Annotated in this window: 10 protein-coding genes and 2 rRNA genes; 3 read left to right on the top strand and 9 right to left on the bottom strand. The window is 70.3% G+C overall.

The annotated features are described in order from the left end of the window. Window positions 1-73 (top strand): 23S ribosomal RNA (locus tag ABZ565_RS23395); the annotation flags it as partial. 78 nt (window positions 74-151) lie between these two features. Continuing rightward, window positions 152-268 (top strand): 5S ribosomal RNA (rrf, locus tag ABZ565_RS23390). Between the two features lie 49 nt (window positions 269-317). On the opposite strand, the gene ABZ565_RS23385 is transcribed toward rrf, so the two are convergent. The 4 genes from ABZ565_RS23385 to ABZ565_RS23370 are packed head-to-tail and all read right to left on the bottom strand — an operon-like array spanning window position 318 to window position 4,001. Continuing rightward, window positions 318-983 carry a response regulator transcription factor gene (locus ABZ565_RS23385; RefSeq protein WP_361030086.1) on the bottom strand — a complete coding sequence of 222 codons (666 nt, stop codon included), beginning with the start codon at window positions 981-983 and terminating at the stop codon, window positions 318-320. Further along, on the bottom strand, window positions 980-2,248 hold the full coding sequence (locus ABZ565_RS23380) for a histidine kinase (RefSeq protein ID WP_361030083.1): 1,269 nt from the start codon (window positions 2,246-2,248) through the stop codon (window positions 980-982). The genes ABZ565_RS23385 and ABZ565_RS23380 overlap by 4 nt, the downstream gene beginning before the upstream one ends. A 32-nt stretch (window positions 2,249-2,280) precedes the next feature. Then, the gene (locus ABZ565_RS23375) at window positions 2,281-3,069 is read right to left on the bottom strand and encodes an ABC transporter permease (RefSeq protein WP_361030080.1); all 789 of its coding nucleotides are present in this window, start codon (window positions 3,067-3,069) and stop codon (window positions 2,281-2,283) included. Further along, a complete protein-coding gene (locus tag ABZ565_RS23370) occupies window positions 3,066-4,001 on the bottom strand; it encodes an ABC transporter ATP-binding protein (protein ID WP_361030077.1) in 936 nt (311 codons plus the stop codon). Before ABZ565_RS23370 ends, ABZ565_RS23375 begins: the two co-directional genes overlap by 4 nt. A gap of 143 nt (window positions 4,002-4,144) precedes the next feature. Here ABZ565_RS23370 and ABZ565_RS23365 point away from each other — a divergent pair, with 143 nt between their 5' ends. Next, window positions 4,145-4,702, top strand: coding sequence for a GNAT family N-acetyltransferase (locus ABZ565_RS23365; protein ID WP_361030074.1), 558 nt, complete (start codon window positions 4,145-4,147; stop codon window positions 4,700-4,702). An 18-nt stretch (window positions 4,703-4,720) separates the two neighbouring features. On the opposite strand, the gene ABZ565_RS23360 is transcribed toward ABZ565_RS23365, so the two are convergent. From ABZ565_RS23360 to ABZ565_RS23340, 5 genes are read right to left on the bottom strand one after another with little or no spacing between them, the layout of a single operon-like run. Next, window positions 4,721-6,460: a type VI secretion protein gene (locus ABZ565_RS23360; protein WP_361030071.1), complete on the bottom strand. Its 1,740-nt coding sequence runs from the start codon at window positions 6,458-6,460 to the stop codon at window positions 4,721-4,723. Between the two features lies 1 nt (window position 6,461). Next, window positions 6,462-7,880 carry an ATP-binding protein gene (locus ABZ565_RS23355; RefSeq protein ID WP_026171334.1) on the bottom strand — a complete coding sequence of 473 codons (1,419 nt, stop codon included), beginning with the start codon at window positions 7,878-7,880 and terminating at the stop codon, window positions 6,462-6,464. Between the two features lie 39 nt (window positions 7,881-7,919). After that, window positions 7,920-9,470, bottom strand: a complete 1,551-nt coding sequence (locus ABZ565_RS23350; protein ID WP_361030068.1) for an SCO6880 family protein — start codon at window positions 9,468-9,470, stop codon at window positions 7,920-7,922. Continuing rightward, complete coding sequence (locus ABZ565_RS23345; protein WP_361030065.1) at window positions 9,467-10,816, bottom strand: hypothetical protein; 1,350 nt, start codon at window positions 10,814-10,816, stop codon at window positions 9,467-9,469. The genes ABZ565_RS23350 and ABZ565_RS23345 overlap by 4 nt, the downstream gene beginning before the upstream one ends. Beyond that, window positions 10,806-11,675: a hypothetical protein gene (locus ABZ565_RS23340; RefSeq protein WP_361030062.1), complete on the bottom strand. Its 870-nt coding sequence runs from the start codon at window positions 11,673-11,675 to the stop codon at window positions 10,806-10,808. The genes ABZ565_RS23345 and ABZ565_RS23340 overlap by 11 nt, the downstream gene beginning before the upstream one ends. Window positions 11,676-11,795 lie beyond the last annotated feature (120 nt).

Here is an 11,795-nt window from a genome sequence, read left to right as displayed (position 1 = left end):
GTTGATAGGCCAGATGTGGAAGCCCGGTAACGGGTGGAGCTGACTGGTACTAATAGGCCGAGGGCTTGTCCTCAGTTGCTCGCGTCCACTGTGTTAGTTCTGAAATAACGAACGGCCGTGTTGTTGTCCGGTTGGTTCAATTTCATAGTGTTTCGGTGGTCATTGCGTTAGGGAAACGCCCGGTTACATTCCGAACCCGGAAGCTAAGCCTTTCAGCGCCGATGGTACTGCAGGGGGGACCCTGTGGGAGAGTAGGACGCCGCCGAACAATCATTGTGGGAAAGCCCCGTGCCATTGGCACGGGGCTTTTCTGCGTTTCAGCCCGGGGAGACCAGGTGGGTGTCGTACGCCAGGATCACCGCCTGGACGCGGTCCCTGGCGCCCGTCTTGGCGAGAATGCGGGAGACGTGGGTCTTCACCGTTGATTCCGCGAGATGCAGGCGTTCCGAGATTTCGGAATTGGTCCAGCCCTGGCCGATGACCGTCAGGATTTCCCGTTCCCGCCCGGTGAGACCGGCGATGCGCGGGTCCTGGGTGGCGGGCTCGCCCGGGGCGGCCGGCAAATGCTGTACGTACGCGTCCAGGAGACGGCGGGTCAGGCTCGGAGCGACCACCGCGTCGCCGAGTGCCACGGCCCGGATGCCGGAGAGCAGCTCCTCCGGCAAGGCGTCCTTGATCAGGAAGCCGCTGGCGCCGGCGCGGAGACCGTCGTACGCGTAGCGGTCCAGGTCGAACGTCGTGACGATGAGGACGCGGGTGCGGGAACCGGCCCTGATGATGCGGCGGGTCGCCTCGATTCCGTCCAGGAGCGGCATGCGGATGTCCATCAGGGCCACGTCCGGCTGGTGCCGGGCGACGAGCTGGATCGCTTCGTGGCCGTTGGCGGCCTCGCCGACGACGTTCATGTCGTCCTGGCTCTCCAGGAGCATGCGGAAGCCGAAGCGTTGCATCGGCTGATCGTCCGCAATGAGCACGGTCGTCACGAGGGGAAGTCCTCCAGGGGGAGCCGGAGCCGGACCTGCCAGCCGCCTTCGGCGGAGGGGCCGGCTTCAAGTGTGCCGTCGTACAGGGAAGCGCGTGCGCGCATCCCGGTGATGCCCTGCCCGGTGCCGACGGAGGTCTGCTCGTCCGGGGGCGGGGTGCCATTGTCCGTGACGAGGGTTTCCAGTGCGCCCGGGTGGTAGTTCAGAGTGACCTCGGCCGCGAGCGACGGTGAAGTGCCCACGTGCTTCAGCGTGTTCGTCAGGGACTCCTGCACGACCCGGTAGACCGTCAGCTGGCGTCCGGGGGTGAGCGGAGCGGTCGGTGGCGTCCCCCGTACGAGCAGCTGGACCGGGAGACCAGCGCGGCGTACCCCTTCCAGAAGTGCGTCGATGTCGTCGAGGGTGGGCTGCGGGGTGCGGTCGGCGTCCTCCGGCTGGTCCCGCAGCACACCCAGGAGACGGCGGAGTTCGGCGAGGGCCTGGCGGCTGGTGGTGCCGATGGCTTCCAGCGCCTGGGCCGCGCGCTCCGGGCTGCGGGCCGACGCGTACGAACCGCCGTCGGCGAGGCCCGTGATGACGGAGAGGTTGTGGCCGATGATGTCGTGCATCTCCCGGGCGATCCGGGTCCGTTCGGCGGCGGCGGCCAGACGGGCCTGCTGGTCGCGTTCGCGTTCCAGCCGGTCGGCCCGGTCGAGAAGGGCCGCGGTGTATTCCTTGCGCGTACGCACCAGGATCCCCGCCAGGACGGCGATGGCGAACATCCAGACGTGCGGGAGCAGGAGACGGCTCCAGACCTCCGGGAACCGGCCCGAGGCGATCACCAGCGGTGCCGCGACCAGGGCGCCCGACCAGGCGAGGGTGCGCATCGGGAGGCGTACCGCGATGTTGAAGACCACGATCTCCTGGAGCAGGGACGCCTGGATGACCGCACCCGTCCACACATTGGCCAGTGAGAACGGGGCCATGAAGGCGAGCACGGCCAGAGGGTGGGAGCGGCGCCGGAGCAGGGGAGCGGAGAACGCCGCGCTCATGGTGAACACCAGCGGCTCCGGCACGTCCTGGTCGACGGCGACCGTCCTCCAGCCGCCGGTGGAGACGTCGAGGACGGCGAACAGCACCCAGAACGCGGTGAGGGCGCCGTTCCAGACCGACGGTCGGTGGCGGTCGAAGGCGCGGATGCGCTGGAACAGGCGCTGTATGTGCGCGGTGAGCGGGGAGGGGGCGGACGGTGGGGCGGGCTCCCGGCCTTCAGTGGTGTCCGCCATTGGAGTCTCCCCTGTACCCGGCAGCGTGCGGCTCATGCGTCCCGGCGCCGCAGGAGTACGGCCGCCGGGACCAGTGTGGCGGAGGCCCACAGGACCAGGGCGAGCAGGGCGGGGCCCGGAGACGCGGCGTCCGGGAGCGGGGTGGCGGAGCCGAGGACGCCCGCCGCCTGGGTGGGGAAGTAGCGGACGGCGGTCTCCACCGTGTCGTACGGGAGCGTGGTCAAGACCTCGGGGAGGATCATCACACCGCCGATGAACGCGCCGATCGCTCCGGGGACCGAACGCAGGAGAGCGCCGAGGCCCAGGGCGATGAGGCCGAGGAAGGTGGTTCCGGCGGCGTTCCCCGCTACGGCGCGCAGGACACCCGGGTCGCTGAGGGAGGCGGCCTGGTCCGTGTCGTGCAGGAAGAGCTGGGCGATGACGAAGGTGACCAGTGAGGTCGCGAACATGGCGGTGAATACGGTGACGGTGAAGACGGCGGCCTTCGCCCACAGGACCGGAAGGCGGCGCGGGACGGCGGTCAGCGAGGCGCGGATCAGGCCCGAGGAGTACTCGCCCGCCGTGACGAGGATGCCGAGTACCACCATGCAGAGCGAGGCGAGGAGCGAGCCGTAGAGGACGAGGATGACGGTGTCCATGTCCGAGTCGCCGCCGTCGGAGGTGTAGGTCGTGCCCATGAGGATGCCCACACCCAGGATGAAGACGGCAGCCAGGCCGAGGGTGATCCAGCTGGAGCGCAGGGTGCGCAGCTTGTGCCATTCGGAGTGCAGCACCCGGGCAGGTGTGACGCGGTAGGGGTGGGGAAGGGCCGTAGTGGTCATGCGAGCGCTCCGGTCGGTGCGGCGGCGGTGGTGGTCCGGTAGTCGACGGACTCCTGGGTGAGGTCCATGAACGCCTGTTCCAGGGATGCGGTGTGCGGGGTGAGCTCGTAGAGGGGGATGGCGTGGGCGGCGGCGGTGCGGCCGATGTGTTCGGCGTCCGTGCCGCGTACGTCCAGCCGGTCGGAGCCGGGCGTGGCGGTGATCTCGATACCGGGGCCCCGCAGCAGGTCGCACAGGGCGGTGGCCTGAGGGGTGACGACGGTGACGGAGCCGCCGCCGGCCGTGGCGGTGAACTCGGTGACGGTGGTGTCGGCGAGGAGGCGGCCGCGGCCGATGACGACCAGGTGGTCGGCGGTGAGGGCCATTTCGCTCATCAGGTGTGAGGAGACCAGGACCGTGCGGCCCTGTGCGGCGAGGTCGCGGAGCAGGGTGCGGATCCACAGGACGCCCTCGGGGTCGAGGCCGTTGACGGGTTCGTCCAGGATGACGACGGCCGGGTCGCCGAGGAGAGCGGCGGCGATGCCCAGGCGCTGGCCCATGCCGAGCGAGAACCCCTTGACCCGCTTCCCGGCGACGGCGGTGAGACCGGCGAGGTCCAGGACGTGTTCGACGCGGCTGCGTGGGATGCCGTGGGTGTGGGCGAGCGCCATCAGGTGGTGGAAGGCGGTCCGGCCGGGGTGGACGGAGCGTGCCTCCAGCAGGGCGCCGACCTGGGTGAGGGGAGCGCTGTGAGAGGCGTATGCGCGGCCCCCGATCGTGGCGCGGCCCCGGGTGGGTGCGTCGAGGCCGAGCAGCATGCGCATGGTGGTGGACTTGCCGGCGCCGTTGGGGCCGAGGAAGCCGGTGACCGTGCCCGGGCGGACGGTGAAGTCGAGGTCCTGGACGACGGTGGTGTCCCCGTAGCGTTTGGTGAGTGCGTGTGCCCTGATCATGCGGTCGACGCTACGGAGCCGGCGCGGGCCGGTCGTCGGACCGGAGGCGGGATGTGCGGGGGCGCGTAGTACCGGGGTACGACTCCCGGTGGACGGGTCGAATGCGTTTGCGCGGTCACAGGAGCGCAGGTCAGGATCGGTGCATGGACTACGTGATACGGCCGGTGCGCGCCGACGAGTGGCGGTCGGTGAAGGAGCTCCGGCTGGCCGCCTTGCTGGACCCGGCCGCCCCGGTGGCGTTCCTGGAGACGTACGAGCAGGGGCTGAAGCGGTCCGACGGGGCGTGGCGGGAGCGGACGGTCGACGCCTCCGAGGACGGTGCGGGCGAGGTGCGGCAGTTCGTCGCGGAGGGCCCGGACAGTGTCTGGGCGGGTTCGGTGACGGTGCTCGTGGAGGGGCCGGACGTCGAGGCGCGGTTCGGTGAGGCGGCGTCGGTGAACCAGGGCCACCTGGTCGGCGTGTTCGTGCGGCCGGAGGCGCGTGGGGCGGGGGTGGCGGACGCGCTGTTCCGGGCGGCTGTGGACTGGGCGTGGTCGCTGGAGGCACCGCGGCTTGAGCGCGTACGGCTGTATGTGCACGAGGCCAATCCGCGCGCCGCGGCGTTCTACCGGCGGTTCGGTTTCGTGCCGACCGGGGAGACGGTGCCGATGCCGGGCGATCCGAGGGCGCGGGAGCTGGAGTACGCGGTGACGCGGCCCTGAGCCGTGCTCTTCGGGCGGCTAGAGCGTGCTGGGTGTCCGGAGCTGTTGCGTCCAGTGTGAGCGGGCCTGTTCCGGGGAACGGAGCAGGGCGATGGTGGACAGGCCCTGGGTATGGCCGGACCTCAGCAGCTCGGGCAGCCGGGGCAGGGGGGCGACGGCCGCGATGTCGTCGAGGACGAGTGTCATTGGTGGGTCGAGCCGGCCGTCGGATGACCGTGCGGCCATGCGGCGGCCGTGCTCGACCACGTCTGAGGCGAGCGCGGTGAGCAGGGGCATCGTCCCTGGGCCGGATCGCGGGGTCTCGATGGCTTCACCCACCACATAGAGGCTGCCCCCTTCGTCCGCAAAGGAATCCAGTGCGAGCGCATCTGCTCGATTTGGTGTGCAGGCGTCGCGGACGTGCACGGAGGAGAGGGCGCCGAACGCGCGCACCGTCAGTTCCTGGGCCATCTCGCGCCGTTCGGGGTGGCCGGTGAGCGCGGACTCCAGCAGCCCGGCGAGGCCGGGGGCCGCTTTGGGGTGGGTGCGCAGCAGGCGGACGGGTTCGTGGGCGTTGCCGCCGATGGCCCAGCGGTGGACCTGGCGGAAGGGGCGGCCGTCGATGGCGGCGGCGTGCAGCCAGCAGCGCAGGAGGGTTTCGGCGATGTCGGCCGTCGCGGAGTCGGCGCGGGCCTGGGGGCGGACGGGGGCGAGGAGTGCGCCTGCGCGGGCCGCGGCCCGGTCGTCCTGCTCGCAGCCGCCGGTGGGCGCCCAGTGCAGCCGGGCCGGGGTGTCGCAGAGGTGGCCGGGGTCGTAGACGAGGACGGGGCCGAGCTTGGCGCGGGCGTCCTTGGTCTCGGCCCAGAGGGTGGGGTCGGAGGTCACGACGAGCACGGGGCCGTCGGCTTCACGGACGGCCTGGACGGCGGTGGCCCGGCGGGTGGGGGCGGGGGCGTAGAGGACGAAGGGGGTGCGTGGGGAGGGGACGGTCGCGGGGAGTGGGCCGGTGGGGGCCGAGTCCGTGGCTGCCGTCGCTGCGGGGGCCGCCTTCGCGGCGTCGGTCGGTGCGTGCCGTGTTTTTCGGCCGGTGAGTGCTTCGGGGGCGGCTTCGGCGGGAAGGGCTGTCGGCTGCGGTGCGGTTTCGGTGCGGTGTTCGGCGGGAACGGGGGTGGCCGGCGCGGGAACGGGGGTGGCCGGCGCGGGAACGGGGGCCGTCGTGCGGAGAGTGTCGGGAGTGGGCTCGGGGGCCGGTTCCGGGTCGGGGAGCGCTGCCTCGTACGCGTAATCCTGCCGCTTGCTCCACCGGCCGGCCCTGCGGTCCTTGCCCTGCGCCAGCCGACGCCGGGCGCGCTCCTCGCGGTGTGCCTGTTCGAGGAGGGCCAGCCGCTCCGTGCGTTCCGCGCGGCGGCGGGCCAGTACGGCGCGCCAGCGGGTGATGACACCCATCACGAACACCGTCAGCACCACGAGCACCATCAGTTCGCCGATGAGCAGGCCCCAGAACAGGCCGTAGCCGGAGAGTTCTTCCGGTGGTGTGCGGGGCCAGGCGGCGGGCAGGTCGTGCGGGGCCTCCAGCAGGCGCCGGAGGGCCAGTGGTGTCTCGGTCGGTGTGACGCCGTCGGGCCAGGCACCGTGGGCCAGGAGGCCGGCGAATCCGGTGGCCGCCCAGGCCAGCAGCGTCAGTCCGAGAAGGAAGGCCAGCAGTCCGACGAGCAGGCCGTCGGGGATGCCGCCCCCCTTGCCGCCGTTGCCGGACCGCCCTCCGTCGCTCCCTGCCATGTCATGCCACCGTTGACTCGGACGACTCGTTCAGCCGCTGCTGGTTCTCGATTCTCGCCGCGCGTTCCTCCGCTTCGAGGTCGGCGGCCCTTACGTCGTCCGGAAGGAGGTCGCTCACGGACGATTCGGTCATGGCGCGGTCGGTGAAGACGAGGGGCCGTTCGGCCTCGGTGATCAGGTGTTTGACGACCTGTACGTTGCCGTTCACGTCCCAGACCGCGATGCCCGGGGTGAGGGTGGGGATGATTTCGACGGCCCAGCGGGGCAGGCCGAGGACCCGGCCGGTGGCTCTCGCCTCGTCGGCCTTCTGGGCGTAGATGGTGCGGGTGGAGGCCATTTTGAGGATGGCGGCGGCTTCGCGTGCGGCGGCGCCGTCGACCACGTCGCTGAGGTGGTGGACGACGGCGACGAAGGAGAGGCCGAGGCGGCGGCCGAACTTCAGGAGGCGCTGGAAGAGCTGGGCGACGAAGGGCGAGTTGATGATGTGCCATGCCTCTTCGACCAGGAAGATGCGCTTCTTGCGGTCGGGCCTGATCCAGGTGTGTTCCAGCCAGACGCCGACGATCGCCATCAGGATGGGCATGGCGATGGAGTTGCGGTCGATGTGCGAGAGGTCGAAGACGATCAGGGGGGCGTCCAGGTCGATGCCGAAGGACGTCGGGCCGTCGAACATGCCGCGCAGGTCGCCGTCGACCAGCCGGTCGAGGACGAGGGCGACGTCCAGGCCCCAGGCGCGTACGTCGTCTATGTCGACGTTCATTGCCTGGGCGGATTCCGGTTCGGGGTGGCGCAGCTGCTCGACGATGTCCGTGAGGACGGGCTGGCGGTCGGTCGTGGTGGCGTTGACGTAGGCGTGAGCGACCTTGAGGGCGAAGCCGGAACGTTCGTCCAGGCCGTGGCCCATGGCGACTTCGATGATGGTGCGCAGCAGGGCGAGCTGGCCGGTGGTGGTGATGGCCGGGTCGAGCGGGTTGAGCCTGATGCCGCCGTTCAGTGCGGAGGTGGGGTCGAGGCGGATGGGGGTGAGGCCGAGCTCCTGCGCGATGAGGTTCCACTCGCCGACGCCGTCCTCGCCCTGGGCGTCCAGGACGACGACCTGGCGGTCGCGGAAGCGGAGCTGGCGGAGCACGTACGTCTTCTCCAGCGCCGACTTGCCGTTCCCGGACTCGCCGAGGACCAGCCAGTGCGGGGCGGGGAGCTGCTGTCCGTAGAGCTGGAAGGGGTCGTAGATGTAACCCTTGCCGGAGTACACCTCGCGGCCGATGATCACACCGGAGTCGCCGAGGCCGGGGGCGGCGGTGGGCAGGTAGACGGCCTGTGCCTGGCCCGTAGAGGTACGGACGGGCAGCCGGGTCGTCTCCACCTTCCCGAAGAGGAAGGCGGTAAAGGCGTCCGACAACGCGGACAGCGGATCTCGCATGGCGTGACTGACCTCCCTCTCGGTGTCGCGGACTGGCGGCTAGCGGCGGATGCCGGTGGCGAACGGCAGGGTGTTGACGAAGGCCCGGTGGTGCTCGCGGTCGCACCATTCGAGCTTCAGGTACGACTTTCCGGCCGAGGCGCGGATGGTGCGCTTGTCGCGGGCGAGGGCTTCGGGGGAGCGGGACGACACGGTGATGTACCCCACGAGGTTGACACCGGCGGCGCCGCTGGCGAGGTCTTCACCCCGCTGGTCGAGCCGGCCGTGGGCGGCGATGTCGCGGGGGTCGACGGTGCGGTTCATCTTGGCCTGGCGACTGGCCTCGGCGTCGTCGTTGGTCTTCTCGGTGAGCATGCGCTCGATGGCGATCTCGGTGGGTTCCAGGTCCATGCAGACGGCGACCGTGCGGATGACGTCGGGGGTGTGGACGAGGAGCGGGGCCAGGAAGTTGACGCCGACGGGGGTCATCGGCCACTCCTTCACCCAGGCCGTGGAGTGGCACCAGGGGGCTCGGGTGGACGACTCGCGGGTCTTGGCCTGGAGGTAGGTCGGTTCGACGGCGTCGAGCTCGGCGGGCCAGGCGTTGCGCTTCGTCATGGCCTGGATGTGGTCGATGGGGTGGTCGGGGTCGTACATGGAGTGGACGAGGGAGGCGAGCCGGCTCTGGCCGAGGGGCTGGCGGACCCGGATGTCGGCCTCGGCGAGGCGGGCGCAGATGTCGGTGAGCTCGCGGGCCATGACGACGGCGAGGCCGGCGTCGCGGTCCAGCTTGCGGCCGGAGTGCGGGCGGGCGGCGCGGGCCATGGCGTTGGCCTCGGCGGCGAGCTCGCGGTTGAAGTGCATGCAGGCGACGAGGTAGGCGCGGTGCTGCTCGCTGGAGGTGGAGACCATGGACTGGAGCTGGTCGTAGGAGTCCTGGAGCCAGCGGGGGGAGGACGCGGCGCCGCGCTGGGCGACGTCCTTGGCGTGGGCGTCGGGGTCGGCGGGGAGGGTGCGGGCGAGCATCTGGAGGCGGGTGACGAAGCCGTCTCCGTTGGCGACGTGCTTGAGGAGGGTGCCGAAGCGGTCGACGAGGGCTTCCTGGTCCTCGCTGTCGCGCAGCCCGACGCCGGGGCCCTCGATCTCGATGGCTGCGGTGACGGTGCGCCGGTCGGCGTGGAGGAGGACGGCGATCTCGTCGGGGCCGAAGGGGGCGGAGAGCCAGTTGATGCGGCCGATGCCGGGGGGCGGGCCGATCTCGACCTCGCGGCCGTCGGCGCGGGTGCCGGCTTCCATGGCGGTGGAGCGGTAGGTGGTGCCGCGGCGCAGGGAGCGCTTGTAGCTGCGGTTGATCTCGAACCACTTGTAGAAGGTCCGGTGCCGGTACGGGACGTAGACCATGGCGATGGCGAGCAGCGGGAAGCCGGTGAGCAGCACGATGCGCAGGGAGAGGACGGGGACGAGCAGTCCGCTCATCATGCCGAGGAACGCGCCGGCGATGATCAGGGCGATCTCGCCCGTCTCACGGTTCTTGCCGACGATCGCGTTCGGCCGGGCCCGGCCGATGAGATACGTACGGCGGGGCGCGATGGGATGGGACTGGGTGCTCAACGCCCGCCACCTCCTGTGCGGTTGTTACCTGTGCTGCCTGGTCCGCCGCGGGTGCCGCGGCTGCTGTGGGGTGTGCCGGCCGTCGGGGCGGAGCCGCTGCGGGGCGGAGGCGCGGCGGAGGGGGCGGATCCGCTTCCGGGGTTGCGCGAGCTGTGGGCGGCGACTCCGCCGCTGACCGGGTTGGCGGGGCGGCCGCCGCCGCTGCTGGTGTCGCCGCCGTTCTGGCCGCCTCGGCTGCTGTGGGTCTTGATGCCCTGGGAGACGAGGGCGGCGGGGGAGCTGATCATGGCGGCGGCCTGGGAGCCGTCGGTGGCCTGTTTGCGGTTGGTGCGGGCGCCTTGGATCTCGTCGCCGAAGCCGGGGACGAAGCGGTAGATCATGGCGGAGGCGAAGATGGCCAGCAGGATGATGGCGAGGCCGGAGACGACGGCGGAGAAGGCGTCGGGGCCGTCATCGGAGGACAGGGCGCCGGCGAGGCCGAGTACGACGACGATGACGGGCTTGACCATGATCACCGCGATCATGATGCCTGCCCAGCGGCGTACGTGGCCCCACATGTTCTTGTCGACGAGCCCGGCGTAGACGGCGGTTCCGAGGAGTGCGCCGACGTAGAGCAGGGCGGCGCGGATGACGAGTTCGAGCCAGAGGATGCCGGCGGCGAGGATGGAGACGAGGGAGACGACGATCAGCATGATCGGGCCGCCGCCGATGTCGGAGTCCTTTTTGAGGGCTTGGGCGAAGGAGCCGAAGAAGACGTCGGTCTGGCCGCCGGATGAGGAGGCGATGACTTCGGTGACGCCGTCGGTGGCGGAGACGATGGTGTAGAGGATGAGGGGGGTGAACGCGGAGGCGAGGACGGTGAGCCAGAGGAAGCCGATGGCCTCGGAGATGGCGGTGGTGAGGGGGACGCCGCGGATTGCGCGCTTGGCTACGGCGAGGAGCCAGAGGACGAGCGTGAGGACGGTGGAGGCGGCGAAGACGATGGCGTATTGCTGGAGGAAGCGGGTGTTCGTGAAGTCGACGTTGGCGGTGCTTTTGACTGCGTCGCTGAGCTTGCCCACGATCCACGCGGCGGCGTCGGCACAGCCCCGCCCGAGCGAGGTGAGCGGATCGAGCGCGGGGTCGGTGCTCGCGGGCGGTGTGGACCGGGGCGAGCTGGCGCTTCCGCCTTCGCAGTAGTCCTTGGCGGGGCCGTGGATCAGGTCACACGCGTTGTTGCTCTTGCTCGGGCTAGGGCTGGGCGTAGGTGCAGACATGGCCCGCGCGGCGAGAAGGACGGCAGAGACCTGGACCGCTGCGAGCAAGGCCGCGACGGACTTCCATCGGGGGGACCGGCTACCGGGCATAGGTAAACCCTCCGAACCCATTGACAGCACCAGCGATCTCGTCAGCGCTGGATGCCCTCGTGTCCCCACCCACGGGTGCGGGGCCATCCTTCTGGGAGTGGGTGACGGCCTTCCAATCGCCGTCGATCCACTGCAGCTCCATGGTGATGGTGAACCACCCATCCGTTACGGGCTTGGTGGAACCTTCTCCGGCCAGTCCAATCAAGCCACTGCACCAGACCTCGACCGTGGCCCGGTCGGCGCTGCTCTTCGTGACCTTTGTGCCGATGGGCGTCGTACGCGAAATGAACGTGAACCCGTCAGGAGTCGAGCCGTCTTCGTTGAGGCCAAGGTTCTTGAAGAGCGAGGATGAGTACGCCTGGTCGAGAGTCGTTCGAAAGCCATTGACAGCCGACGGTGCGATGACGGCATTAAGGATCTCGTCGCGTTTGGCCTTGTCGAACATTTCGACGGAACCGAGCGCCACCGAGTAGTTCGCCGCCGCGCTCTCCGCGCCCTGTTGGTTGTGGGCGAAGCCGGAGGGGATGGTTCCGTTCTTGCCTGTTACCGGCTTCGTGCCCGTCGGGGATGTCGGGGCGGCGTCCGCCCTGTTGCCGGAGGTCGTGTCCGACTTGCCGTTCGAGCCGTCGTTGTCGTCGCCTCCCATGTTGGCGAAGGCGATGGCGCCCAGCAGGAGGATCACCACGCCGGCGACGGTGATGAGGGAGCGGGAGTTGCGGGCCGGGCGGCGGGGGCCGTAGGGGTCGCCGGGGCCCTCGGGCAGGCGGGTGCGGGTCTGGCGGGTGCCGCCGATCGTGCTGTAGGCGTCGCTCGAGCGTCCCGCGTCGTTGCCGTAGCCGTCCTCGTCGCCGAGACTCATGCCGCGTACGCCCCCTCAACCGTTGCTTGAACCACGTCGTAGTACGACGGTAGCCGTGCTGCTCTCCGCGCGGACGCGGTGTGGTGACTCGACATCAGGGGTACGCAACCTCTGCCGGTG

Source organism: Streptomyces sp. NPDC016469 (assembly GCF_040632905.1).
Classification (GTDB): domain Bacteria; phylum Actinomycetota; class Actinomycetes; order Streptomycetales; family Streptomycetaceae; genus Streptomyces.
This window is presented reverse-complemented; position numbering and strand designations above follow the sequence as displayed.